Raw genomic sequence first — 26,223 nt, 5'->3', positions numbered from 1 at the left:
ATTAGAAGGGGTATGGTACAATATACATTGGTTTGACAACTTTAACTTTATAGATAGAGGAGAACGCCTATGTATCCTGCCCCTTTTATTGCAGTGGAAGGCCCGATTGGAGCCGGAAAAACAACTTTGGCTACAATGCTTGCGAAGGAATTTCAATTTCCTTTAGTAAAAGAGATTGTAGAAGAAAATCCATTCTTAGATAAATTTTATGAAGATATGGAACAATGGAGCTTTCAGCTTGAGATGTTCTTTTTATGCAATCGGTTCAAACAGTTAGAATCAATTGAAGAAAACTATGTGAATAAACAGCAGCCAGTTGTCACTGATTATCACGTCTATAAAAATATGATATTTGCAGAAAGAACATTATCAAAAAAGCACATGGATAAATACAGAAAGATCTATCACCTGCTAACAGACGATCTTCCTAAACCAAATGCCATGATCTATATAAAAGCCAGCCTTCCCACCTTACTTGAAAGAATACAGATGAGAGGACGCTCTTTTGAAGAAGACATTGACCCAGCTTATTTAAAAACACTCATTGAAGATTACGAGTTGGCTATTGAACATTTAAAACAGACTGAGCCAGGGCTTCCTATCATTACAATTGAAGGAGATCATACAGACTTCGTTTCCTCACAGCAAGATTACCAGCAAATTGTACAGAACATAAAGGAGCAAGTGCTATGAACAATATCGAAATACCAAAGGACGCAGTCATCACAATTGCCGGGACTGTTGGTGTCGGCAAATCAACTATGACCAAAACAATAGCGGACAAGCTAGGGTTTCAAACCTCTCTTGAAAAAGTAGATGATAACCCATATTTAGAGCCTTTTTATTCAGATTTCCAAAGATGGAGCTTCCACTTACAGGTCTATTTCCTAGCTGAGCGTTTTAAGGAGCAAAAGCGGATTTTTGAATCTGGCGGAGGATATGTACAAGATCGTTCCATTTATGAGGATACTGGCATTTTTGCAAAAATGCATGCGGACAAAGGTACGATGTCTGAGGTTGATTATGAAACGTATACAAGCCTATTTGAGGCGATGGTGATGACACCTTACTTCCCTCACCCTGATGTCCTCATCTATCTACACGGGGATTTAGATCATATTTTACATCGTATTGAGGAACGCGGCAGAGAGATGGAAACTCAAACTGACCGGGCTTATTGGGAAGAAATGTACACTCGATACACGGAATGGATCGAACAATTTGATTTATGCCCAGTGATTCAAATTAATATTGAAGATTACGACTTACTTCATGATGAAAGCTCACTTGATCCCATTCTTCATGAAATAGCTTCTGTTATTCAAAAAAATCGCTCTAAAACAAAATAAAAAAAACCGCTGCATTCGCGAAATGCAGCGGTTTGACAATTTCCAATTTTTATGCTTGCGTTCAATTCAACTAAGGTAAAAAATCAATATGGCGGAGGAAGAGGGATTCGAACCCCCGCGGGCTTTGACACCCCTGTCGGTTTTCAAGACCGATCCCTTCAGCCGGACTTGGGTATTCCTCCGTATCGACAAGAATTAATATACCATATCATTTTATTTGAAGTCAACATCTTTTCGAAAAAAATTTCAATATGTGATTTCGGCATGATATTTGCTTATAAAAAAGCAGCCATTGATGGTTGCTCCAGATTGTTGACAAAGGGTTAAAATGATTTTGATTTTAGCCCTTTGTCTTCTTTTCAGCGTGATAGAAAACCTTTGCAGTCTAGGAAGGGCGAGCACCGGAGCGGAGCGAATTTGACATTCGTGAGCACCGAAGCGCAGACCTGACAACGAATGCGAGGGTTTGTCTACACGCTGAAGCAGCCATTGACGGCTGCTCTTGATCTATTTCGTATCCTGTCTAATTTCTTCAATAAACTGATTCATCTCTACTTTAAACTCATTTAATGACTCGATAATCTTCGTAAAGTCTGTCACTTGTTTGGCTTGTTCATTTGTTGAACTGCTGATTTGTGAGATGTTTTCAGACAAAGTGCCAATGCTGTCTTGGATTTCTTTTAAAAATGTATTTATGGTTTCAGCCGCTTCCTTCGAGCCATCTGATAATTTGCGAACTTCATCAGCAACGACAGCAAACCCTTTTCCGTTCTCGCCTGCTCTTGCGGCTTCAATTGCAGCGTTTAAACCGAGCAGATTTGTTTGTCTAGCGATCCCGCCAATGGTTTTGACGACTTCTTCAATATTCGCAGATTTCTCTTCCGCTCTTCCTGCCTGTTCGCTTATTTCTAAACTTGTGGCAGCCAGTTCTTGAGAATGTGCAGCAATTTGCTCAATTCCACCTTGGAGTTCTTTCGCTACTTTATTGATTTGCTCCATATAACCGCTTAATTTCTTTTCACGATGATGTGAAAATGCCACTAAAAAAGAGCCAATTACTTTTCTATCTTCATCAAAAATCGGGTAACCTTTTACAGCAATTTCATAACCATATAAATGCTCTGGTAAATGACCGTCATATTCTTGTCCTCTTAATGTCGTCGCCACATTTTGGTCTTCTGGGTTCAATGGGTCTCCAACTTTCATACCAAAATCTATTGTGTTAGACGGGTAATAACAAAGTATCTTCTCTGTATCTGTGATGCCGAAAAGAATACTTTCATCTAGTACCTTTCTAAGTAAATGAGCCATTTCAACATAATAGTCAAGCCTATTCAAGGTTATTCCTTCTTTCCTAGAAGCTTTTAATTTTTTTATCGGCTAAATTCAGGAAAACTGTAGGACTTTTGGTAAAAAGAAAAAGATGCCTTGACGGCATCTTATTTCATCACTTCTTTATTTCCCATATAAGGACGCAGTACTTCAGGAATGATCACTGTGCCGTCCTCTTGTTGATAGTTTTCTAAAATAGCCGCTACAGTTCTTCCTACCGCTAATCCAGATCCATTTAATGTGTGGACATGTTCTGGCTTCGCTTTAGGTTCTGGACGGAAACGAATGTTTGCACGTCTTGCCTGGAATGCTTCGAAGTTACTGCAAGAAGAAATTTCACGGTACGTATTCTGGCTCGGAATCCACACTTCGATATCGTATTTCTTCGCAGCTGTGAATCCTAAATCTCCCGTACACATGCTCATGACACGGTATGGCAGGTTCAATAGCTGAAGAACTTTTTCTGCTTGATTTGTTAGTTTCTCTAATTCTTCATAAGAATCTTCTGGTCTGACAAATTTCACAAGCTCTACCTTGTTAAATTGATGCTGACGGATGAGTCCACGTGTATCTCTTCCAGCAGATCCAGCTTCTGATCTAAAGCAAGCACTGAATGCTGCATAGTTGATTGGCAGCTGTTCACCTTCGAGAATTTCGTCGCGATGCATGTTCGTAATTGGCACTTCTGCTGTTGGAATGAGGAAGTAATCTTCTTCACGTATTTTAAAGGCATCCTCTTCGAATTTTGGAAGCTGACCAGTTCCTGTCATGCTTGCTCTGTTGACCATATAAGGTGGAAGCACTTCAGTAAAACCAAACTCATCCACATGTAAATCGAGCATAAAGTTATACAATGCGCGCTCTAAGCGGGCACCAAGCCCTTTATAAAAAACGAAACGGCTTCCTGTCACTTTTCCTGCACGTTCAAAATCAAGGATTTTTAGCTCATCAGCTACGTCCCAATGTGGTTTTGGCTCAAATGAGAAGGCTGGCTGTTCGCCCCATTTTCTCACTTCCACGTTGTCGTCTTCTGTTTCACCAACTGGTACAGAGTCATGAGGGATATTTGGAATTGAGAACAGGATGTGCTGCAGGCTTTCTTCTACTGTTCTTAGCTCATCATCCAGCTTCTTGATCTCATCTCCTACCTCACGCATTTCTTGAATAATGTGATCGGCGTCTTTCTTTTCTCTTTTTAGAACGGCCACTTGCTGTGATACTTCATTTCTTCGGCTCTTTAATTCTTCTGTTTTCCCGATTAATTCTCTTCTTTTTTGATCTAGCTCTCCAAACTTATCAAAATCCGCTAAATCTTCGCCTCGGTGTGCTAATTTTTCTTTGATTTGATCAAAGTCCGTGCGCAGTTGTTTAATATCAAGCATGTGTAACACTCCTTTTTTTATCGAAAAATAAAAAGAGCCCTCATCCCATGAAAGGGACGAGAGCTCTCGCGTTGCCACCCTGATTGAAAACATGCAGAAGCACGCTTTCCTCTTTCCTCTGTAACGGTATCACCGTAAATGCTTACTTCTCGTGTTTCAGCATTTCGCTCAAGGATGGATTCAGAATGCATCTTTCACCGATTCTCACCAACCATCGGCTCTCTGAGAAAGAGGGGCTTCTTACTATTTCCCGTCAACGCTTTTTCGATCTTTGATTGTGATTTTAATGTACTATAAGTTTTATCTCTTTTCAACCGTTTTATACAGCAAGCTTCGTTTTGTAGGACTTCACCATGTCTACAAACAGCTGCGTTAACCGGTGATCGTCTGTCAGCTCTGGATGAAAAGAGCAGCCTAAGATATTGTTTTCTTTCGCCATCACAATCCTGCCATCATATTCAGCCATGATTTCTACGTCATTATCTGCGCTGATGATATGAGGCGCACGGATAAATACCCCTGTAAACGGCGCATCCAGTCCTTTTACTTTTAAATCTGCTTCAAAACTGTCTACCTGTCTGCCAAAAGAGTTCCGTGCAACAGATACATTTAACAGGCCAAGATGAGCATCTTCTCGATCTTCGATATGCTTTGCCAGCATAATCAAACCGGCACATGTCCCGAAAATCGGTTTCCCTTGAGCAGCGAACGCTTTGATCGGTTCAATGAATTGGTACGTATCCATAAGTCTCCTCATCGTCGTACTTTCTCCACCAGGGATAATCAAACCGTCAACGGATTCTAGCTCTTCTACACGTTTGATGATCTTTCCTTCTGCGCCGCAGGCTTCAATCGATTGAATATGCTCTCTCACCGCTCCTTGAAGCCCAAGTACACCAATTGTCAGCATGTTCGTTTGCGCTCCCTTAATTACCAGCCACGCTCTTGCATACGTTCTTCTGGCAGTAGATTTGAAATTTCAATTCCTTTCATAGCTGTTCCAAGCTCTTTTGAAAGGTCTGCAATGAGACGGTAATCAGTGTAATGAGTCGTTGCTTCAACAATTGCTTTTGCAAATTTAGCTGGATTGTCTGATTTGAAAATACCAGATCCGACAAATACACCGTCTGCTCCAAGCTGCATCATTAACGCAGCATCTGCTGGTGTCGCAACGCCTCCTGCAGCAAAGTTCACAACTGGCAGCTTGCCATCTCTTTTGATTTGCAGCAATAATTCATAAGGCGCGCCAAGATTCTTGGCTTCTGTCATCAGTTCATCTTCACTCATAGCCGATACTTTACGAATCTGAGCATTGACCTTTCTCATATGACGCACAGCTTCTACGATGTTGCCTGTCCCAGGTTCTCCTTTTGTACGAAGCATAGAAGCGCCTTCTGCGATACGGCGGGTTGCCTCACCTAAATCGCGGCATCCACAGACAAAAGGTACTGTGTATTCATTTTTATTTAAATGGAATTCCTCATCTGCGGGCGTCAGCACTTCACTCTCATCGATATAATCAACACCAAGTGCTTCAAGAACACGAGCCTCGACGATGTGGCCGATACGTGCTTTTGCCATGACTGGAATCGTTACTGCATTTTGTACTTCCTCTACGATTCTTGGGTCTGCCATACGGGCAACACCGCCTGCTGCACGGATATCAGCTGGTACTCGTTCTAGTGCCATGACTGCCACCGCACCTGCTTCTTCTGCAATTTTTGCCTGCTCCGCATTGACGACATCCATAATGACGCCGCCCTTTTGCATTTCTGCCATTCCACGTTTCACTCGTTCAGTTCCCTTATTGCTCACAATAGTTTCCTCCCATTTGTCTATTCGATTCATTCAACATCTTTATCATACAAGTGAGGAAGTATAACAATAAAGAGAATAGTATAACAATTCAACCAGCGGATAAAAAAGAATAAACCCTTGTATATAAAGGATTTCCAGCTAAAAACATGTCGTTTTCTCTTTCAAGTGTGATTTACATGCTATAATACAACTATAACAATTAAAAATCATGTATAACAATTTTGCATTCTATGGAGGGGTTTCATGCATATTGATATCCATCGGCACTCTGATACATCTCTTTCAAATCAAATTTACTTTTCAATCATCGATCACATTCAATCGGGTTTGCTTCAGCAAGGAGAAAAGCTGCCAACTGTCCGTGATTTAGCCAAGCAGCTCAATGTAAGTCTTGTCACGGCAGCTAAGGCATATACCCGATTAAAGGACGATGGATATTTAACGACAGTGCAAGGTAAAGGAACTTTTGTGGATGAGCAGCAAGAGCAGGCAGAGACCCCGGTTCCATCATCTACTTCTTTCGATTGGCAGTTGTCGATTCCAGATTATTTACCACGGTCTCAATTCGCCCAGTATCACTATGTCGAAGAAGCCATTAACCTTTCTTCCTCTATGATCGATCCAGGTCTTTTGCCAAACCGGTATTTAGAAAAAGAAATGCAGCATGTGCTAGCCAGACATCCTCAAATCATGTCGAAGTATGGTGAAATACAAGGTGATCTTCAGCTGCGACAAGTCATTCAGTCCTTTTTAGAAAAGTTGGATGTGCCGTCTACCCCTGAAAATATCCTTGTAACAAGTGGTTCTCAGCAAGGGCTTGATTTGGTGGCACGTACGTTTATTGGGCCGGATGATGTGGTTGTCATGGAAGCACCGACCTATCCAGGGGCCATTGATGTCTTTATGGGCAGAGGAGCAAGAATCATTACCGTCCCTGTCGATCATGAAGGAATGAACATGAAGCAGCTTCAAAGCATTTGTGATAAATATAAACCGAAGCTGATCTATACGATTCCTACTTTCCACAGTCCGACAGGGGCCAGTATGTCGATGAAACGCAGAAAACAGCTTCTCTTACTGGCTCAAAGCATAGATTGTCTCATTGTAGAAGATGACCCATATCGTGAGCTTTATTTTGAAAAGAAGCCGCCAGCACCTATTAAAAGCTTGGATCATGATGGACATGTCATTTATTTACGAGGGTTAAGTAAAACACTGGCTCCAGGATGCAGAATAGGGATTATCACCGCGTCAGGCTCGATATTTAACCGTTTATTAGCTGCAAAGGCCAATAATGACTTAGGCAGCCCTCTCCTCACACAAAAGGCCATATTGCCGTTTCTGACATCGAAGAAAATGATTGATCATACGAAGAAGCTAAGAACCGCCTTGAAGGTGAGACGCGATTTGATGATGGATGTGTTAACGAAGCACGCACCGAAAGATGTAACGTGGCAAATTCCACAGGGCGGGCTCAATTTATGGCTCAGCTTTCCTTCATGGGTCGATACACGAGCACTTTTACATGAAGCACGTAAGCAGCAAATTACTTTTCTGCCTGGCTCTGTCTGCTATCCTGGAGAGCCGAAACAGAATTATATCCGCCTCAGCTTTTCCTATGTGAATGAAAAAGCACTGACCGAGGGCGTGGAAAAGTTATGTGGTATTTTTCAGCAAGCCTTGTCCACTCCTCAAAATCAAAAGCAATCGCTCTTCTTTTAACGATAAAAAAACTGCTCTCATGTATAGAGAGCAGTTTTTTTATTAGAACCAGCCTTTTACTGTGTCAACGATTCCGCCCCAAATGCCAGCAAAAAATCCACCTACACCACGCATTGCAAGGATGAACCAGTTTGCTTTTTCATCGCTTGTTTTCGTCACAAGCTCAACACCTGATTGGTCTTTATTTAAATAGCCGTAGTCCTTCTCATCACCAGAATAAGAAGTCGTCAGCATGCCAACCTTCGTTCCTTTTTTAATAGGAGCTTCTAGGTTCTTTTTTTCCATATTTACTTTTGCTTTATAGCTCTTTTCGTCACCATTTTTTACTGGCACAGAAAATGCTTCTTTCGTCACAACAGGTACTTCTTTATCTTTGCCTTTATCCACTTCGATGTTTTCATGTCCTTTAATTTGTTGGCCTTTTTTGTACATTTCTTTCATCGTGAAGTTTTTAAACGCATAGTCGAACAGTTTTTTTGCCACGTCGAAACGTGCTGTATGAAGATTACCTTTTGCATTCAAGATAACTGCGATGACACGCATGTCCCCTTGTTTTGCTGTACCTGTGAAGCTAGAACCGGCTGAATCTGTAGATCCTGTTTTCAGACCGTCAACACCTTTATATTCCTTCACAAGTCCTTTAAGCATGAAGTTCCAGTTAGGCATGTCCATTTCATCGTCTGTGCCTTCTCTGAACTTTGTTTTCGCAATACTTGCTGTTTCAAGAATTTCTGGATGGTCTTTGATGAGATGCTGTGCAAGCAAAGCCATATCTTTTGCAGATACTTCACTTTCTTCATCAGGACCTGTACCTTTTGGCTGTTGGCCATGTAAGTCTTTATTTTCCAGACCAGTTGCATTCACGAATTTGTAGTTTGTTAAACCAAGTTCTTTTGCTTTTGCGTTCATTTTTTCAACAAACTTCGATTCTGATCCAGCGATCACTTCTGCTAAACCAATCGCTGCTGCATTTGCCGAATAAATAGCCGTTGCTTGATAAAGTTCTTTTACTGTATACGAACCATCTTTTCTCAAAGGAACGTTGGATAAGCTGCGGTCCTGAGAAATTTCGTATACATAATCATCTGGCGTATACTTTTGATCCCATTTCACTTTTCCTTCAGCAATTGCCTCTAGTAATAGATACTCTGTCATCATTTTTGCCATACTTGCAATAGGCAGTCTTTGATCTGCGTTTTTACTATAAAGAATTTTACCTGTAGAAGCTTCAATAAGGATCGCTGCTTTCGCATTCACACTGAATGGATCTTCAGCAGCTTTTGCTTTGGACATTGGTGTAAATGCTGTAACAATCAATGCCAATGCAAGGATAGAGACCATAAGCTGTTTCAACATCTTGCTGTTCAATCGTCATACCTCCGTATTCATCTTTTTTCGACGTTTTTCATATATATGTAATCCACAAGGGCTTATCTCAACACAACAGTATAAATTTTATCACAATAAAGACAAAAAAAATAGACAGAGTCTTAGACCCTGTCAAATGTAATTTGATTGTCACAATTTATCAAGAAATTGTGTAGTTTGGTGATTCTTTTGTAATTTGTACATCATGTGGATGACTCTCACGAAGTCCTGCACCCGTCATACGAATGAACTGTGCTTCTTCTCTAAGAGTGCGTAAATCCTGTGTTCCACAATAACCCATACCAGAACGAATACCGCCAACTAGTTGATACACTGTATCAACGACTGGCCCTTTGTATGGTGTACGGCCTTCAATACCTTCAGGAACGAATTTTTTATTATCTTCTTGGAAGTAACGATCTTTACTTCCTTTTTCCATTGCAGCGACAGAACCCATACCACGATAAACTTTGAATCGTCTACCTTGGAAAATTTCTGTTTCTCCTGGGCTTTCAGATGTACCAGCTAGAAGGCTTCCCAGCATAACAGCATGTCCGCCAGATGCTAATGCTTTCACGATATCACCTGAATATTTAATTCCACCATCTGCAATAATAGCTTTACCATGTTTTCTTGCTTCTGTTGCACAGTCATAGATCGCTGTGATTTGTGGTACACCAACACCTGCAATAACACGTGTTGTACAAATAGATCCTGGTCCGATACCAACTTTTACAATATCTGCTCCTGCTTCAAACAATGCTTTTGTTGCTTCGGCTGTTGCAACATTACCAGCAATGATGTTAAGAGAAGGATACGTTTCACGGATTTTCGATACAGTGTTTAGAACACCTTGAGAATGACCGTGTGCTGTATCAATGACAATGACATCCACATTGGCTTCGACTAATTTTTTCACGCGTGTCATTGTATCGCCAGTGACACCAACAGCGGCACCCACAATTAAACGGCCATGTGCATCTTTAGAGGAGTTAGGGAATTCAATCACTTTTTCAATATCTTTGATTGTGATAAGACCTTTTAACGTTCCTTCGTCATCTAAAAGAGGTAATTTTTCAATCTTGTACTGCTGTAGGATTTTTTCAGCTTCTTCTAATGTTGTACCAACAGAAGCTGTCACAAGTTCCTCTTTTGTCATCACGTCGCTAATCTTCATTGAATAATCCGAAATAAAACGAAGGTCACGGTTCGTAATAATACCAACAAGCTTTTGGTCTTGTTCGTTGTTGACAATCGGCACACCTGAAATACGGTATTTACCCATCAAATGCTCTGCATCAAATACTTGATGCTCTGGTGTTAAGAAGAATGGATTTGTAATAACGCCGCGCTCTGAACGTTTTACTTTATCCACCTGTTCTGCTTGCTGTTCAATGGACATGTTCTTATGAATAATACCAAGACCACCTTGACGTGCCATTGCAATCGCCATTTGTGATTCCGTCACTGTGTCCATTCCCGCACTGATAATTGGAATGTTTAGCTTTAATGTGCTTGTTAGCTCCACTGATAAATCGACATCACGCGGAAGTACTTCAGACTTTGCTGGAACAAGCAAAACATCGTCAAACGTCAAACCTTCTTTTGAAAATTTACTTTCCCACATTAGTAAATCCCCCTCTTTTCGGCAAAATATTATATGTAGATTAACAACTAGCAAACAGCATGTCAAGGAAGCAACAAACAGTTGCAATTTTTAGAAAATATAAAGAGAGTTGAGGAAGAAGATGAAAAGTTCAGGATGGAAGGATTTAAAACGTTTTTACTCGCTCGAAACCTCCCAAAAGTTTCTATTTCAACAATATGAGAAACGGAACATTCAAGATGCAAACCAGCAAGCCTATAAAAACTGTGAACGATTTATTTACTTTCTAAAACATGGCCACACGTTTTATGAACAGGCTGCGATCGCGCCTCTAGAACTTAAACCCATTTTATTGTTTTATGGAATGGCACAGCTGTTAAAAGCATGTTTGCTGACAGTGGACCCCCATTATCCTTCTCAAACCTCTGTTTTAGCTCATGGCGTAACATCGAGAAAGAGGAAGAAACAGCATTACCGTTTTAGTGAAGATGAGGTGAAAATCCAAAGAAATGGGCTATGTATGCATGTGTTAAAGCATCTATTTCAATTAAATGGTCTTGAAGATGAGCGATTTACGATGATCCATCTCCTGTCTAAAATACCTGAAATGAGTCATATTCTGGAGTTTCAAAAGCAGCCCTCGACTTTAGTTAAAGTAGAAAAGGCTAATGGAATGATGATTCAAGATCATATTCCATTACTTTATAACATGTCTGCTGAACGCTTTATTGAATATTTTGAGTTTCATACAAGCTGGAAACTCAAACAGAGAGAGGCTAAAAAACTGACGTTTGATGTATTTCTTGAAGAAAATCCAGCACTTGCTACTCATCTTCATTATGATTTAGAAATGGATCAATGGTTTATACCGTCAACACGAGATGCTTTTCTAGGGATTCCTGAGATCATCAGCCATTACTTATTGATGTATAACCTTAGTATGATTGCCCGCTACGAAACAGAATGGTGGTACGAGCTGCTGTCTCAATACATTAGCGATGATTACGTCATGATTGAACGCTACATGGAGATTGCAGAAGAGAAGTTTCCAGCTTACATCATGATGCTGTTAGAAGAAAACACAAAAAAGACCAGTTCCGACTGGAACTGATCCTTATAGAAGCTTGGCGGCGTCCTACTCTCACAGGGGGAAACCCCCAACTACCATCGGCGCTGAAGAGCTTAACTTCCGTGTTCGGTATGGGAACGGGTGTGACCTCTTCGCTATCGCCACCAAACCTGATGGAGAGAATGTTCTCTCAAAACTAGATAACAATGTTCATGCTTCACAATAGAATATAGGTTAAGTCCTCGATCTATTAGTATCTGTCAGCTCCACGTGTCACCACGCTTCCACCTCAGACCTATCAACCTGATCATCTTTCAGGGATCTTACTTCCTTGCGGAATGGGAAATCTCATCTTGAGGGGGGCTTCATGCTTAGATGCTTTCAGCACTTATCCCGTCCGCACATAGCTACCCAGCGATGCCCTTGGCAGAACAACTGGTACACCAGCGGTGCGTCCATCCCGGTCCTCTCGTACTAAGGACAGCTCCTCTCAAATTTCCTGCGCCCGCGACGGATAGGGACCGAACTGTCTCACGACGTTCTGAACCCAGCTCGCGTACCGCTTTAATGGGCGAACAGCCCAACCCTTGGGACCGACTACAGCCCCAGGATGCGATGAGCCGACATCGAGGTGCCAAACCTCCCCGTCGATGTGGACTCTTGGGGGAGATAAGCCTGTTATCCCCGGGGTAGCTTTTATCCGTTGAGCGATGGCCCTTCCATGCGGAACCACCGGATCACTAAGCCCGACTTTCGTCCCTGCTCGACTTGTAGGTCTCGCAGTCAAGCTCCCTTGTGCCTTTACACTCTGCGAATGATTTCCAACCATTCTGAGGGAACCTTTGGGCGCCTCCGTTACATTTTAGGAGGCGACCGCCCCAGTCAAACTGCCCACCTGACACTGTCTCCCTGCCCGATAAGGGCAGCGGGTTAGAAGGTCAATACAGCCAGGGTAGTATCCCACCGATGCCTCCACCGAAGCTAGCGCTCCGGTTTCCAAGGCTCCTACCTATCCTGTACAAGCTGTACCAACATTCAATATCAGGCTGCAGTAAAGCTCCACGGGGTCTTTCCGTCCTGTCGCGGGTAACCTGCATCTTCACAGGTACTATAATTTCACCGAGTCTCTCGTTGAGACAGTGCCCAGATCGTTGCGCCTTTCGTGCGGGTCGGAACTTACCCGACAAGGAATTTCGCTACCTTAGGACCGTTATAGTTACGGCCGCCGTTTACTGGGGCTTCAATTCGCACCTTCGCTTACGCTAAGCGCTCCTCTTAACCTTCCAGCACCGGGCAGGCGTCAGCCCCTATACTTCGCCTTACGGCTTCGCAGAGACCTGTGTTTTTGCTAAACAGTCGCCTGGGCCTATTCACTGCGGCTTCTCGGGGCTTTAACACCCTAAGAAGCACCCCTTCTCCCGAAGTTACGGGGTCATTTTGCCGAGTTCCTTAACGAGAGTTCTCTCGATCACCTTAGGATTCTCTCCTCGCCTACCTGTGTCGGTTTGCGGTACGGGCACCTCTCACCTCGCTAGAGGCTTTTCTTGGCAGTGTGGAATCAGGAACTTCGCTACTAAATTTCGCTCGCCATCACAGCTCAGCCTTTACGGGAAACGGATTTGCCTATTTCCCAGCCTAACTGCTTGGACGCGGATATCCAATACCGCGCTTGCCCTATCCTCCTGCGTCCCCCCATTGCTCAAATGGTGAGGAGGTGGTACAGGAATATCAACCTGTTGTCCATCGCCTACGCCTTTCGGCCTCGGCTTAGGTCCCGACTAACCCTGAGCGGACGAGCCTTCCTCAGGAAACCTTAGGCATTCGGTGGACGGGATTCTCACCCGTCTTTCGCTACTCATACCGGCATTCTCACTTCTAAGCGCTCCACCAGTCCTTCCGGTCTGGCTTCACAGCCCTTAGAACGCTCTCCTACCACTGTTCGTAAGAACAGTCCGCAGCTTCGGTGATACGTTTAGCCCCGGTACATTTTCGGCGCAGAGTCACTCGACCAGTGAGCTATTACGCACTCTTTAAATGGTGGCTGCTTCTAAGCCAACATCCTGGTTGTCTAAGCAACTCCACATCCTTTTCCACTTAACGTATACTTTGGGACCTTAGCTGGCGGTCTGGGCTGTTTCCCTTTCGACTACGGATCTTATCACTCGCAGTCTGACTCCCAAGGATAAGTCATCGGCATTCGGAGTTTGACTGAATTCGGTAACCCGGTAGGGGCCCCTAGTCCAATCAGTGCTCTACCTCCGAGACTCTTACCTTGAGGCTAGCCCTAAAGCTATTTCGGAGAGAACCAGCTATCTCCAGGTTCGATTGGCATTTCACCCCTACCCACACCTCATCCCCGCACTTTTCAACGTGCGTGGGTTCGGGCCTCCATTCAGTGTTACCTGAACTTCACCCTGGACATGGGTAGATCACCTGGTTTCGGGTCTACGACCACGTACTCATGCGCCCTATTCAGACTCGCTTTCGCTGCGGCTCCGCATCTTCTGCTTAACCTTGCACGGGATCGTAACTCGCCGGTTCATTCTACAAAAGGCACGCCATCACCCGTTAACGGGCTCTGACTACTTGTAGGCACACGGTTTCAGGATCTATTTCACTCCCCTTCCGGGGTGCTTTTCACCTTTCCCTCACGGTACTGGTTCACTATCGGTCACTAGGGAGTATTTAGCCTTGGGAGATGGTCCTCCCGGATTCCGACGGAATTTCACGTGTTCCGCCGTACTCAGGATCCACTCTGGAGAGAATGACATTTCAGTTACAGGGCTGTTACCTTCTTTGGCGGGCCTTTCCAGACCTCTTCGCTTATATCATTCCTTTGTAACTCCGTATAGAGTGTCCTACAACCCCAAGAGGCAAGCCTCTTGGTTTGGGCTGTTCCCGTTTCGCTCGCCGCTACTCAGGGAATCGCATTTGCTTTCTCTTCCTCCGGGTACTTAGATGTTTCAGTTCCCCGGGTATGCCTTCTCATACTCTATGTATTCAAGTATGGATACTACTCCATTACGAGCAGTGGGTTTCCCCATTCGGAAATCTCCGGATCAAAGCTTGCTTACAGCTCCCCGAAGCATATCGGTGTTCGTCCCGTCCTTCATCGGCTCCTAGTGCCAAGGCATCCACCGTGCGCCCTTTCTAACTTAACCATTTCTTACTTTAGAAAGAATCACTATGTGTGATGAACTTTGCATTGCATTCAATGTGAATGTATTACTTATTGTTATCTAGTTTTCAAAGAACACGTTGGTGGAGCCTAGCGGGATCGAACCGCTGACCTCCTGCGTGCAAGGCAGGCGCTCTCCCAGCTGAGCTAAGGCCCCAATTTAATAGAAGATGGTGGGCCTGAGTGGACTCGAACCACCGACCTCACGCTTATCAGGCGTGCGCTCTAACCAGCTGAGCTACAGGCCCATCTTTCATATCGAAGATATGATGTTGTAGGATCTTTTGCAAGTTCCTTCAAAACTAAACAAGACGAAAACGTACGCTGCTCCATATATCCTTAGAAAGGAGGTGATCCAGCCGCACCTTCCGATACGGCTACCTTGTTACGACTTCACCCCAATCATCTGCCCCACCTTCGGCGGCTGGCTCCATAAAGGTTACCTCACCGACTTCGGGTGTTGCAAACTCTCGTGGTGTGACGGGCGGTGTGTACAAGGCCCGGGAACGTATTCACCGCGGCATGCTGATCCGCGATTACTAGCGATTCCAGCTTCACGCAGTCGAGTTGCAGACTGCGATCCGAACTGAGAACAGATTTATGGGATTGGCTAAACCTTGCGGTCTTGCAGCCCTTTGTTCTGTCCATTGTAGCACGTGTGTAGCCCAGGTCATAAGGGGCATGATGATTTGACGTCATCCCCACCTTCCTCCGGTTTGTCACCGGCAGTCACCTTAGAGTGCCCAACTGAATGCTGGCAACTAAGATCAAGGGTTGCGCTCGTTGCGGGACTTAACCCAACATCTCACGACACGAGCTGACGACAACCATGCACCACCTGTCACTCTGTCCCCGAAGGGAAAGCCCTATCTCTAGGGTTGTCAGAGGATGTCAAGACCTGGTAAGGTTCTTCGCGTTGCTTCGAATTAAACCACATGCTCCACCGCTTGTGCGGGCCCCCGTCAATTCCTTTGAGTTTCAGTCTTGCGACCGTACTCCCCAGGCGGAGTGCTTAATGCGTTAGCTGCAGCACTAAGGGGCGGAAACCCCCTAACACTTAGCACTCATCGTTTACGGCGTGGACTACCAGGGTATCTAATCCTGTTCGCTCCCCACGCTTTCGCTCCTCAGCGTCAGTTACAGACCAGAGAGTCGCCTTCGCCACTGGTGTTCCTCCACATCTCTACGCATTTCACCGCTACACGTGGAATTCCACTCTCCTCTTCTGCACTCAAGTTTCCCAGTTTCCAATGACCCTCCCCGGTTGAGCCGGGGGCTTTCACATCAGACTTAAGAAACCGCCTGCGAGCCCTTTACGCCCAATAATTCCGGACAACGCTTGCCACCTACGTATTACCGCGGCTGCTGGCACGTAGTTAGCCGTGGCTTTCTGGTTAGGTACCGTCAAGGTGCGAGCAGTTACTCTCGCACTTGTTCTTCCCTAACAACAGAGCTTTACGATCCGAAAACCTTCATCACTCACGCGGCGTTGCTCCGTCAGACTTTCGTCCATTGCGGAAGATTCCCTACTGCTGCCTCCCGTAGGAGTCTGGGCCGTGTCTCAGTCCCAGTGTGGCCGATCACCCTCTCAGGTCGGCTACGCATCGTCGCCTTGGTGAGCCATTACCCCACCAACTAGCTAATGCGCCGCGGGTCCATCTGTAAGTGACAGCCGAAACCGTCTTTCATCCTTGAACCATGCGGTTCAAGGAACTATCCGGTATTAGCTCCGGTTTCCCGGAGTTATCCCAGTCTTACAGGCAGGTTACCCACGTGTTACTCACCCGTCCGCCGCTAACATCCGGGAGCAAGCTCCCTTCTGTCCGCTCGACTTGCATGTATTAGGCACGCCGCCAGCGTTCGTCCTGAGCCAGGATCAAACTCTCCGAAAAAGTACAAAACCGAAGTTTTGCTTTTCGCCAGTTTGACTGACTACCTATGAAGTATCATAGGATTTTTTTATAAAAACTCGAATTAACAGGTACGTTTTGTCTTGTTTAGTTTTCAAAGAACTTGTGTGTCACTCTCTCAAAGCGACCACTTAAATATATCATATATCTCTATCAACAGTCAACATTTTTCTTGAAAAACATTTTATTTTTTTAAGAAGTTTCCACTGTAAAAGAGATAAAAAATAGAGCCTCTTTTTGCTCCTTTGAAAGATTAACACATATCTATGAAAAAAGCATTATAAATTTCAAAAAAACTCATGTTTTTTTAGAAAAAAATAAAGCCGGTTCTTTACCGGCTTTATTTTTACTCAGATTGCTCTTGATCTGACTCTATAGTTTCTACGTTTTCTTCACTATTCTCTTCATCATCTTCTTGTGATTGTTCAACTAATGCCACTGTAGCGACATGTTCATCATCACCTAGACGAATCAGGCGGACACCTTGAGTGACTCGACCTGTTGTTGAAATATCTGAAACGGCCATACGAATGATCACGCCGCTTCCTGTAATAATCATCAAGTCCTCTTCAGCTTCAGCATTCGTCGCCTTCACTGCGACAAGCGGACCGTTGTTGTCAGTGATTTTACATGTTTTAAGACCTTTACCGCCCCGACTTTGAACACGGTATTCTTTTTCAGGTGTTAACTTACCATACCCTTTTTCGGTGACGATCAATACGTTTGCATCTGGCTCAAGGATTTCCATCCCAACGACGATGTCATCTTCAGAAAGCGTAATTCCTTTCACGCCAGCTGCCGTACGCCCCATTTCACGAACATCTGTCTCGTCGAAACGAATCAGCATACCTTTTTTCGTTCCAATGATGATTTGTTTTTCTCCATTGGTTAAACGGACAGCCATCAGTTCATCTTCGTCACGAAGACTTAATGCGATAAGTCCATTGTTTCGAATGTTGGCAAACTGAGACAATGAGGTTCGTTTTGATACACCGTGTCTTGTTGTAAAGAAGAGATACGAATCTTCATCAAATTCGCTTACCGGAATAATGGCATTAATCCACTCTCCCTTTTCTACTTCAAGCAGGTTAATAATCGGAATCCCTTTCGCTGTCCGTCCGAATTCAGGAATCTCATATCCCTTCGCACGATAAACCTTCCCTTTATTAGAGAAGAAGAGGATCGTATCATGGGTAGATGTTGAAATCAGCTGTTCTACGAAATCATCCTCATTGGTTCCCATCCCTTGAACACCTTTACCGCCTCTTTTTTGACTGCGGTATGTTGATGCAGGCAGACGCTTGATATAACCATTATGAGTCAGCGTAATCACGATGTTTTCAACAGGAATCAAATCTTCGTCTTCAATTGTTTCAATACCTGCTGTCACAATTTCAGTACGGCGCGTATCATTGAAACGTTCTTTGATTTCTGTTAATTCTTCTCTAATGATTTCAAGAACTTTTTCATTGTCTGCTAAAATGGCTTTCAACTCAGCAATCAAATCAACAAGTCCTTTGTATTCTTCTTCTATCTTTTCTCTTTCCAAACCAGTTAAGCGCTGAAGACGCATATCAAGAATGGCCTGTGCTTGTTTTTCGGACAAGCTATAGTTCTCCATTAAGCCATTTCTCGCGATTTCAGCAGTTTGAGAGCTTCTAATTAATGCAATGACTTCATCTAAGTGGTCAAGAGCGATTCTTAAACCTTCTAGAATATGAGCTCTTGCTTCAGCTTTACGAAGTTCATATGCTGTTCTTCTGCGAATAATCACTTTTTGATGCTCTAAATAATATTCAAGACATTGTTTGAGGGACAAGACTTTCGGCTGTCCATCAACTAGTGCCAATAAGTTGATCCCAAATGACGTTTGAAGTGTCGTTTGTTTATAAAGATTGTTTAATAGAACGTGGGCGTTCGCGTCTCTTCGCAGTTCAATCACGATCCGCATTCCATTACGATCAGACTCGTCACGGAGATCTGTAATGCCATCGATCTTTTTATCGCGCACAAGATCAGCGATTTTTTCGATCAAACGTGCTTTATTGACCTGATATGGAATTTCATTAATGACAATCCGCTGCTTACCGCTGGATGTTTCTTCAATAATAGACTTTGCACGTAATGTAATAGAACCCCGGCCTGTTTCATATGCTTTGCGGATTCCGCTTCGGCCAATGATTTGTCCCGCAGTTGGGAAGTCTGGTCCTGGAATGATCTCCATTAGTTCCTGTGTTGTCATTTCTGGGTTTTGACTTATCGCCAGTACCCCATCAATCACTTCACCTAGCTGGTGAGGCGGAATGTTGGTTGCCATCCCTACAGCGATACCTGTTGCCCCGTTGACTAATAAGTTCGGGAAACGAGCAGGCATGACGATTGGTTCTCTTTCACTGCCATCGTAGTTATCTTGATAATCAATCGTATCTTTAGTGATATCACGCAGGATTTCCATTGAAATTTTAGATAGACGCGCCTCAGTATAACGCATTGCCGCTGCACCGTCTCCATCGACAGAACCAAAGTTCCCGTGGCCTTCAACCAGCATATTTCGATAGTTGAAGTCTTGCGCCATACGAACCATCGCTTCGTATACAGCGCTGTCACCGTGAGGGTGGTACTTACCGATAACTTCCCCAACGATACGTGCAGATTTCTTAAATGGTTTATCACTTGTCATACCTAGGTCATTCATCGCATACAAAATTCTTCGATGCACGGGCTTCAAGCCATCTCGCACATCTGGTAATGCACGCGAAACAATAACACTCATTGCATAATCTAAAAAGGACGTACGCATTTCTTGACTAATATTTACTTCGCGTACATTTGGTGTATGTTGTTCACTCACTATAAGAACCTCCCTTTACGTATCACATGAAATAAATTATGTGGGAGTAAAATATGTATTTATCTTCACAAGACTATTCTCCATTATATCAATAATCTCGGCTTTATACACATTTATTTACTAGAAAATCAACGAAAACACGGAAAACCAGGACATTCGTTACACGCCCCTATTTCTTGAAAAACAACCTTATTCCAAACAAGAAATAAGGTTGTTCTCAGGAGGGATCTATCTAAATATCAAGGTTTTTCACGTATTGCGCATTTTCTTCGATAAAGTTTCGTCTCGGTTCTACTTTATCTCCCATCAGCATTTCAAATGTCTCATCAGCATCGATCGCATCCTCAAGTGTGACTTGAAGAAGTGTTCTCGCATCAGGGTCCATTGTTGTTTCCCAAAGCTGAGCAGCATTCATTTCTCCAAGACCTTTATAACGCTGAAGTCCAGGCTTTGGTGTTTGAGGAAGTGATTTTAACAGCTCATCCAGCTGTTTATCGTTATACACGTACTCCACACGTTTTCCTTGCTGCACTTTATATAAAGGCGGCTGCGCAATATACACATAACCATTTTCAATGATTTCACGCATGTAGCGATAGAAGAATGTTAAGAGCAGCGTTCGAATGTGTGCTCCATCCACATCGGCATCTGTCATGATCACAATTTTGTGATAGCGTGCTTTCTCTAAAGTAAAGTCTTCTCCGATTCCAGTTCCTAACGCTGTAATCATTGAACGAACCTCGTTGTTCGATAAAATTTTATCTAAACGAGCTTTTTCTACGTTTAGGATCTTCCCTCTTAACGGTAAGATCGCTTGGAAGTGGCGATCACGGCCTTGTTTAGCAGATCCGCCCGCAGAATCTCCCTCTACAATATAGAGTTCAGAGATGGAAGGATCTTTAGAAGAACAGTCCGCCAGTTTCCCAGGTAAGCTGGAGACTTCCAGTGCACTTTTACGTCTTGTCAGCTCACGAGCTTTTTTGGCAGCCATTCTTGCACGAGCTGCCATCAGTCCTTTTTCCACAATTTTTTTCGCAGAATCAGGATTTTCAAGCAAGAATTTCTCAAGTGCTTCAGAGAAAAGGGAGTCTGTGATGGTTCTCGCTTCTGAGTTCCCAAGCTTTGTCTTCGTTTGTCCTTCGAATTGAGGGTCTGGATGTTTGATGGAGATAATGGCTGTTAAGCCTTCTCGCACATCTTCACCACTTAAATTCGCATCCCCATCTTTGAATACGCCATTTTTACGAGCATAGTCATTGATGACACGCGTTAGACCGGTTTTAAAACCAGCTTCGTGTGTTCCGCCTTCATACGTGTTGATATTGTTGGCGAAGGAATAGATATTGCTTGTATAGGAATCGTTATATTGTAATGCTACTTCAACGGTGATTCCGTCTTTCTCACCTTCGATGTACACAGGTTCTTCATGAACGACTTCTTTTGAACGGTTTAAATGTTCTACATAGCTCTTAATACCGCCTTCGTAGCAGTATTCATTTCTCCGCTCTTTGCCTTCACGCAAGTCTTCTATGATGATGTTTACACCTTTTGTTAAGAAGGCTAACTCACGAACACGGTTAGCAAGTGTATCGTAATCAAATTCAATGGTTTCCGTGAAAATTTCTGGATCTGGCACAAAGTGAGTGGTTGTCCCGGTTACATCTGTTTCACCAATAACCTCTAAATCTCCCACTGGAACGCCGCGTTTGAACTGCTGATAATGGATTTTCCCGTCACGGTATACAGTCACGTCTAAGGTAGTAGATAATGCATTTACAACAGATGCCCCTACACCATGCAGACCGCCTGATACTTTATAACCGCTGCCGTCAAATTTACCGCCAGCGTGAAGAACAGTCATAATGACCTCTACGGCAGGACGCCCCATTTTCTCATGAATTCCAACAGGAATCCCGCGGCCATTATCTTTTACTGTAATGCTGTTATCTTTTTCAATTTGCACTGTAATGTCTGTACAATAACCAGCTAATGCCTCATCAATACTGTTGTCGACAATTTCCCATACAAGATGGTGAAGCCCTTTTGCATTGGTTGACCCAATGTACATTCCTGGACGTTTTCTAACAGCTTCTAATCCTTCAAGCACCTGTATCTGATTTTCATCATAACTATTATGTTGCTGTTCCATTGCCACGTACATTCACCTACACTTTTCTTAAACGATATATTTATATGAATTGAGTTTTTAGACTTCAATTTCAACCACAAACGAAGCACGTTTTTTGAGCGTGCTTGAGGAAAGAGGAGAGTAATAAACAGATTCAGTTGTGACGACAATGGATTTGGGTGTCCCTTGTGATAACGAAATGATATGTTCCTCTTGTTTTTGTAGAAATTCTTCTACAACAGAAGACGACCTCATTTTGTAATCAACAATTGCGACAATCTCTCGTGTAGAAACAACACAATCATCACCTAAATGAATATACAAGACTCACACCTCATTTATCAGTCAATTACTTTTCCACTGGCTACTCTGAAAATTTCCGCTTCTTTCAGGGTGGCGTGATCGATGCCTTCAACACTTGTTGTGGTGACGAAGGTCTGTACACGTCCCTGAATGGTATGGAGCAAATGAGACTGTCTGTAATCATCAAGTTCAGATAACACATCATCAAGTAGAAGAATGGGATATTCTCCGATTTCTTCATGTATCAGATCAATTTCTGCCAGCTTTAGTGAAAGAGCTGTTGTCCTTTGCTGCCCTTGAGAGCCATATGTCTGAACATCCCGACCATTCACAAAGAAAAGCAGGTCATCTCTGTGAGGTCCCCACAGGGTCACCCCTCGGTCTATTTCTCTGTCTCTTAGTTTCTGAAACGATTCTTCATAGCTATTCTTTATTTTCGACAAGTCTGACGCTTCTGATACCTCTATTGCCGTCTGGTATTGGAGCGTAAGTGTTTCTAGCTCTCTAGAAATCCCAAAATGCAGCGGCTGCGCCCATTTTTCGAGCTGTTTCGTAAAAGTCAGTCGTCTTTTGACCACTTTCGCTGCCGCATCAATCAACTGCTCTGTTAAAATCTCCAGCATCGCTTGATCCGTTTGCTTTCTTGTCTGCAATTGTTTCAAGTAATGATTCCGCTGAGAAAGGATTTTTTGATAGAGCGATAAATCATGCAAGTAGACAGCAGAAACTTGTCCAATCTCCATGTCGAGGAATCTTCTGCGGATTTGCGGGCTGCCCTTCACAAGACTTAAGTCCTCTGGCGCAAACATGATGGTGTTTAACGCACCAACATAATGACTGAGCTTCTGTTGTTCAATGTGATTGACCTTGCCCTTTTTCCCTTTTTTTGAGATCACGAGCTGCATTGGGAGTGGACCATTTTTTTTAATGACTCTACCTTCTATTTTAGCATAGTCTTGGTCCCATCGGATAAGTTCTTTATCATTTGACGTACGATGAGACTTTGCCATCGACAATACATAGATCGCTTCCATCAAGTTCGTTTTACCTTGGGCATTCTCACCGATCATGACATTCACCTTATTGTCGAATTGAAGCTCAGTGTGTTCATAGTTTCGGTATGAAGTTAACGCCAGACTTTGAATGTACATGTATTGTCACCCGTTTCTAATTCACAACTTGAAATGTGCCGTAACCTTCAATCTCGACAACATCTCCTGGGTATAGTTTGCGTCCCCGTCTATTATCTGGCTCTTGATTAATGAACACCTCATGTTCACTTAAAAACCATTTCGCCATTCCGCCAGATTGGATGACTTCGGCTAATTTCAAAAACTGCCCTAATGTAATCATTTCTGTTTCAATGGTTATAAGATTAGGCATTGTATCGACCTCTTTCAATATCACTAATATCTAATTGTACTAAAAAACAAGACAAGAAGGAAAGGGGGAAAGCGAACTGGGATGAAAGAAAGCATGGAAAACGAGAAGAAAAGCTGCTGTGCACTCACACAGCAGCCATTTTAGATTGAATTAATACGTTCTTACCGGAAGAATCAATTGCAAGATAGAATCATCATTCGGCGTACGCAGCAGGAACGGTCTCATTGCACCAGTGAAGCTTACATGAATATCTGTTCCCTCTAATACTTTTAACGCATCCAGCATATATTTTGGACTGAAGGAGATTTTAAGATCTTCCCCTTTAATGTCATCTGCTTGAACCGTCTCCACCACTTTACCGATCTCAGGTGAATTAGAAGAGATTTCAAGGCTTTGTTCAGGATCAGCTGACAGTTTCACGACATTATTACGTCCTTCTCTTGCCAAAAGTGATGCCCGATCAATGGCTTGAAGGAACTCTTTCGTGTTGACCACGACATCCGTTTTACTTTCTTGCGGGATCAGACGGGCTGTATCTGGATAATTTCCATCCAGCAACCTTGAGAAGAACAGCACGTTTTGTGCTTTAAAAAGAACTTGGGTTTCTGTAATGACGATGCTCACAAGATCTTGTCCATCATCAAGAATTTTACTTAGCTCAGTTAAACTCTTCCCTGGAATCACGACATTATACGAACTTTCCTCGTTAATATCTAACTTCGCTTTTCTTAATGCAAGACGGTGGCTATCCGTTGCTGTGCATATTAATTCACCTTTTTCCACCTTCCAGTTTACACCTGTCAAGATAGGTCGTGTTTCTGAGGTGGACACTGCAAAAACAGTTTGACGAATTAAGTTTTTAAGCAGATCTGTCGGAATTTGAAATGCATGATGCTCTTCAATTTGTGGAAGATGCGGATATTCTTCAGCATCTAAGCCGTTTAAGTTAAATTCCGCTGAACCAGAGCGGATGATCGTCAGGTGATTTTGTTCTACTTCAATTTCGACAGTAGACATAGGCAGTTTCTTTACAATTTCACTAAAGAAGCGGGCTTGAAGCACAATACTTCCCGGACGATCAATGGTGATAACCTCTAAATCTCCATCTCTTTGAGGAATGAAAGATTCAATTGAGATATCAGAATCGCTTCCTGTTAGAGAAACCCCTTCATCAGACGCAACAATTTTAATCCCTGTCAAAATAGGAATCGTTGTTCTAGAGGATACGGCCTTTAATACATCTTGGACACTTTGGACAAGACGATCTTTTTGAATCGTGAATTTCATAGTGGTCCTCCTAAATTTTCTTAATGACATGTATATATATTTTATTAATAAAAATCGTAGAAGTAATAGTAGGGCTTGTGAATATGTGGATAAGTCGAGAAAAAGAAAGGAAAGACAGCCTATCCACATGTGGACAGACTGTGTATGACTATGCTCTAGTTATTCACATTTTCCCGTACTCATTATATCAGCTTGGTTATTTTAATTGTTCTTTGATCTCTTTGACATGCTGCTGAAGCTGTTCATCTTCAACAATTAATTTCGAAATCTTCTCATGAGCATGAATGACAGTCGTATGATCACGACCGCCAAATTCTTCTCCGATTTTAGGCAGAGAGGAATCGGTCATTTCTCTAGAGAGGTACATGGCAATTTGTCTTGGATAAGCAACTGACTTTGTACGTTTCTTTGCTTTGAAATCCTCTAATCGAATATTAAATTGCTGCCCTACAATTCTTTGAATATCTTTAATTGTAATGACCTTAGGCTTTGATGAAGGAATGATGTCCTTTAGCGCCTCAGCTGCTAGATCTGCATTAATGTCTTTATTAATTAAAGATGAGTAAGCAACGACACGAATCAAAGCACCCTCCAGCTCACGAATGTTGCTGTCGATTTGATTGGCAATGTACAGCATGACTTCATTTGGAATGTCTAAGCCTTCTGCTTTTGCTTTTTTTCGCAGTATCGCGATACGCGTTTCTAGATCTGGCGGGGTAATGTCTGTAATTAAGCCCCATTCAAATCGAGAGCGTAATCTGTCTTCAAGTGTCGGAATTTCCTTCGGAGGCCGGTCACTAGAAATGACGATTTGCTTACTTTCTTCGTGAAGTGTGTTGAATGTATGGAAAAACTCTTCTTGTGTTTGTTCTTTTCCTGCTAAAAATTGAATATCATCTATCAAAAGCACATCTACATTCCGATAGCGGTTACGGAAGTCGACAGCTTTGTTATCTCGGATTGAGTTGATAAATTCATTAGTAAATTTTTCAGATGATAGATAGACCACTTTGGCTGATGGATTATGGTCGATCACGTAATGACCAATCGCATGCATCAAGTGAGTCTTTCCTAAACCAACGCCCCCATAAATAAAAAGCGGGTTATATGCTTTTGCTGGTGCTTCCGCGACTGCAAGTGAAGCGGCATGAGCAAAACGGTTGCCTGAACCAATAACAAAAGTATCAAATGTATATTTTGGATTCAGCATATTTTGTGGAATGTCAACGGGCTCTTCTTTAGACATTTTTTTGATAGGAGACTTTGGCATGGCTTCCTCTTCATCCTGATTTTGAGGAATAATAAATTTAATGCTGAGCTCTTCACCTGTTAGTTCATAGATGGTATCAGCAATTAAGTGAAGATATCTTGACTCTAGCCAATCTCTAGCAAATTCATTAGGTGCCGTAATTGTAAGCGTATCTCCCTGAAGAGAATGGGCTTTTGTCGATTTCATCCATGTCTCAAAACTGGGTTTGCTCAATTTTGTCTCTATTTTTTGAAGTGCTTTATTCCACAGATCCAAAATATTTTCCAT

The 26,223-nt window shown here is 43.0% G+C and carries 16 protein-coding genes, 3 tRNA genes, 3 rRNA genes, 1 pseudogene and 1 other annotated feature; of the genes and pseudogenes, 4 read left to right on the top strand and 19 right to left on the bottom strand.

What is annotated here, in order from left to right; all coding sequences use genetic code 11:
* The first annotated feature begins 69 nt into the window (after window positions 1-69).
* Both NSS76_RS00115 and NSS76_RS00110 read left to right on the top strand, forming a co-directional pair.
* Window positions 70-693, top strand: coding sequence for a deoxynucleoside kinase (locus NSS76_RS00115; RefSeq protein WP_024425759.1), 624 nt, complete (start codon window positions 70-72; stop codon window positions 691-693).
* Window positions 690-1,349 (top strand): deoxynucleoside kinase, encoded by a 660-nt coding sequence (locus NSS76_RS00110; RefSeq protein ID WP_024426744.1) that lies wholly within the window; start codon window positions 690-692, stop codon window positions 1,347-1,349. The genes NSS76_RS00115 and NSS76_RS00110 overlap by 4 nt, the downstream gene beginning before the upstream one ends.
* Window positions 1,350-1,438: 89 nt before the next feature.
* Here NSS76_RS00110 and NSS76_RS00105 read toward each other — a convergent pair.
* The 5 genes and pseudogenes from NSS76_RS00105 to pdxS form a co-directional block, all read right to left on the bottom strand.
* A tRNA-Ser gene (locus tag NSS76_RS00105) sits at window positions 1,439-1,531 on the bottom strand.
* Window positions 1,532-1,856: 325 nt separating this feature from the next.
* A pseudogene (locus tag NSS76_RS19600) lies at window positions 1,857-2,192 on the bottom strand (methyl-accepting chemotaxis protein); the annotation flags it as partial.
* A 596-nt stretch (window positions 2,193-2,788) separates the two neighbouring features.
* Window positions 2,789-4,063, bottom strand: a complete 1,275-nt coding sequence (serS, locus tag NSS76_RS00095; RefSeq protein ID WP_024426746.1) for a serine--tRNA ligase — start codon at window positions 4,061-4,063, stop codon at window positions 2,789-2,791.
* Window positions 4,064-4,112: 49 nt separating this feature from the next.
* Window positions 4,113-4,329: a binding site (T-box leader), on the bottom strand.
* Between the two features lie 53 nt (window positions 4,330-4,382).
* Complete coding sequence (pdxT, locus tag NSS76_RS00090) at window positions 4,383-4,973, bottom strand: pyridoxal 5'-phosphate synthase glutaminase subunit PdxT (protein ID WP_024426747.1); 591 nt, start codon at window positions 4,971-4,973, stop codon at window positions 4,383-4,385.
* Window positions 4,974-4,993: 20 nt separating this feature from the next.
* Window positions 4,994-5,878, bottom strand: a complete 885-nt coding sequence (gene pdxS / locus NSS76_RS00085) for a pyridoxal 5'-phosphate synthase lyase subunit PdxS (RefSeq protein ID WP_024425756.1) — start codon at window positions 5,876-5,878, stop codon at window positions 4,994-4,996.
* 246 nt (window positions 5,879-6,124) lie between these two features.
* Here pdxS and pdxR point away from each other — a divergent pair, with 246 nt between their 5' ends.
* Window positions 6,125-7,603: a MocR-like pyridoxine biosynthesis transcription factor PdxR gene (gene pdxR, locus NSS76_RS00080; protein ID WP_024425755.1), complete on the top strand. Its 1,479-nt coding sequence runs from the start codon at window positions 6,125-6,127 to the stop codon at window positions 7,601-7,603.
* 42 nt (window positions 7,604-7,645) lie between these two features.
* On the opposite strand, the gene NSS76_RS00075 is transcribed toward pdxR, so the two are convergent.
* Window positions 7,646-8,971, bottom strand: a complete 1,326-nt coding sequence (locus tag NSS76_RS00075) for a D-alanyl-D-alanine carboxypeptidase family protein (protein WP_133745005.1) — start codon at window positions 8,969-8,971, stop codon at window positions 7,646-7,648.
* 160 nt (window positions 8,972-9,131) lie between these two features.
* Window positions 9,132-10,598 (bottom strand): IMP dehydrogenase, encoded by a 1,467-nt coding sequence (gene guaB, locus NSS76_RS00070; RefSeq protein ID WP_341079982.1) that lies wholly within the window; start codon window positions 10,596-10,598, stop codon window positions 9,132-9,134.
* Window positions 10,599-10,719: 121 nt separating this feature from the next.
* On the opposite strand from guaB, the gene NSS76_RS00065 reads away from it, so the two are divergent.
* Window positions 10,720-11,688, top strand: a complete 969-nt coding sequence (locus tag NSS76_RS00065) for a YaaC family protein (RefSeq protein ID WP_025092696.1) — start codon at window positions 10,720-10,722, stop codon at window positions 11,686-11,688.
* A gap of 11 nt (window positions 11,689-11,699) precedes the next feature.
* Here the strand turns inward: NSS76_RS00065 and rrf are convergent.
* The 12 genes from rrf to dnaA all read right to left on the bottom strand — a co-directional run bounded on the left by rrf (window position 11,700) and on the right by dnaA (window position 26,223).
* Window positions 11,700-11,815 (bottom strand): 5S ribosomal RNA (rrf, locus tag NSS76_RS00060).
* A 61-nt stretch (window positions 11,816-11,876) separates the two neighbouring features.
* Window positions 11,877-14,807, bottom strand: a 23S ribosomal RNA gene (locus tag NSS76_RS00055).
* Between the two features lie 98 nt (window positions 14,808-14,905).
* A tRNA-Ala gene (locus tag NSS76_RS00050) sits at window positions 14,906-14,981 on the bottom strand.
* Window positions 14,982-14,995: 14 nt separating this feature from the next.
* Window positions 14,996-15,072, bottom strand: a tRNA-Ile gene (locus tag NSS76_RS00045).
* Between the two features lie 95 nt (window positions 15,073-15,167).
* Window positions 15,168-16,716 (bottom strand): 16S ribosomal RNA (locus NSS76_RS00040).
* The 16S, 23S and 5S rRNA genes sit together here with 2 tRNA genes alongside, the layout of an rRNA operon.
* A gap of 364 nt (window positions 16,717-17,080) precedes the next feature.
* Window positions 17,081-19,585, bottom strand: coding sequence for a DNA gyrase subunit A (gene gyrA, locus NSS76_RS00035; protein WP_024424078.1), 2,505 nt, complete (start codon window positions 19,583-19,585; stop codon window positions 17,081-17,083).
* A 232-nt stretch (window positions 19,586-19,817) separates the two neighbouring features.
* Window positions 19,818-21,734, bottom strand: coding sequence for a DNA topoisomerase (ATP-hydrolyzing) subunit B (gene gyrB, locus NSS76_RS00030; RefSeq protein WP_024424077.1), 1,917 nt, complete (start codon window positions 21,732-21,734; stop codon window positions 19,818-19,820).
* A gap of 57 nt (window positions 21,735-21,791) precedes the next feature.
* Entirely contained in the window at window positions 21,792-22,037 is a 246-nt protein-coding gene (remB, locus tag NSS76_RS00025) for an extracellular matrix regulator RemB (RefSeq protein WP_024424076.1), read from the bottom strand.
* A gap of 17 nt (window positions 22,038-22,054) precedes the next feature.
* The gene (recF, locus tag NSS76_RS00020) at window positions 22,055-23,167 is read right to left on the bottom strand and encodes a DNA replication/repair protein RecF (protein ID WP_044333186.1); all 1,113 of its coding nucleotides are present in this window, start codon (window positions 23,165-23,167) and stop codon (window positions 22,055-22,057) included.
* Between the two features lie 16 nt (window positions 23,168-23,183).
* Window positions 23,184-23,399 (bottom strand): S4 domain-containing protein YaaA, encoded by a 216-nt coding sequence (gene yaaA, locus NSS76_RS00015; RefSeq protein ID WP_008360916.1) that lies wholly within the window; start codon window positions 23,397-23,399, stop codon window positions 23,184-23,186.
* A gap of 150 nt (window positions 23,400-23,549) precedes the next feature.
* On the bottom strand, window positions 23,550-24,686 hold the full coding sequence (gene dnaN, locus NSS76_RS00010) for a DNA polymerase III subunit beta (RefSeq protein WP_024424074.1): 1,137 nt from the start codon (window positions 24,684-24,686) through the stop codon (window positions 23,550-23,552).
* A gap of 196 nt (window positions 24,687-24,882) precedes the next feature.
* Window positions 24,883-26,223 carry a chromosomal replication initiator protein DnaA gene (dnaA, locus tag NSS76_RS00005; protein WP_024424073.1) on the bottom strand — a complete coding sequence of 447 codons (1,341 nt, stop codon included), beginning with the start codon at window positions 26,221-26,223 and terminating at the stop codon, window positions 24,883-24,885.

Origin of the sequence: Bacillus sp. FSL R5-0654, assembly GCF_038008745.1 — a bacterium.
Classification (GTDB): Bacteria; Bacillota; Bacilli; order Bacillales; family Bacillaceae; genus Bacillus; species Bacillus safensis.
This window is presented reverse-complemented; position numbering and strand designations above follow the sequence as displayed.

What these genes read in the sequence shown, in the direction of transcription:
- NSS76_RS00115 (WP_024425759.1), top strand. Translation starts at nt 70, where the DNA reads ATGTATCCTGCCCCTTTTATTGCAGTGGAAGGCCCGATTGGAGCCGGA.
- NSS76_RS00110 (WP_024426744.1), top strand. Translation starts at nt 690, where the DNA reads ATGAACAATATCGAAATACCAAAGGACGCAGTCATCACAATTGCCGGG.
- serS (WP_024426746.1), bottom strand. Translation starts at nt 4,063, where the DNA reads ATGCTTGATATTAAACAACTGCGCACGGACTTTGATCAAATCAAAGAA.
- pdxT (WP_024426747.1), bottom strand. Translation starts at nt 4,973, where the DNA reads ATGCTGACAATTGGTGTACTTGGGCTTCAAGGAGCGGTGAGAGAGCAT.
- pdxR (WP_024425755.1), top strand. Translation starts at nt 6,125, where the DNA reads ATGCATATTGATATCCATCGGCACTCTGATACATCTCTTTCAAATCAA.
- guaB (WP_341079982.1), bottom strand. Translation starts at nt 10,598, where the DNA reads ATGTGGGAAAGTAAATTTTCAAAAGAAGGTTTGACGTTTGACGATGTT.
- NSS76_RS00065 (WP_025092696.1), top strand. Translation starts at nt 10,720, where the DNA reads ATGAAAAGTTCAGGATGGAAGGATTTAAAACGTTTTTACTCGCTCGAA.
- gyrB (WP_024424077.1), bottom strand. Translation starts at nt 21,734, where the DNA reads ATGGAACAGCAACATAATAGTTATGATGAAAATCAGATACAGGTGCTT.
- recF (WP_044333186.1), bottom strand. Translation starts at nt 23,167, where the DNA reads ATGTACATTCAAAGTCTGGCGTTAACTTCATACCGAAACTATGAACAC.
- yaaA (WP_008360916.1), bottom strand. Translation starts at nt 23,399, where the DNA reads ATGCCTAATCTTATAACCATTGAAACAGAAATGATTACATTAGGGCAG.
- dnaN (WP_024424074.1), bottom strand. Translation starts at nt 24,686, where the DNA reads ATGAAATTCACGATTCAAAAAGATCGTCTTGTCCAAAGTGTCCAAGAT.
- dnaA (WP_024424073.1), bottom strand. Translation starts at nt 26,223, where the DNA reads ATGGAAAATATTTTGGATCTGTGGAATAAAGCACTTCAAAAAATAGAG.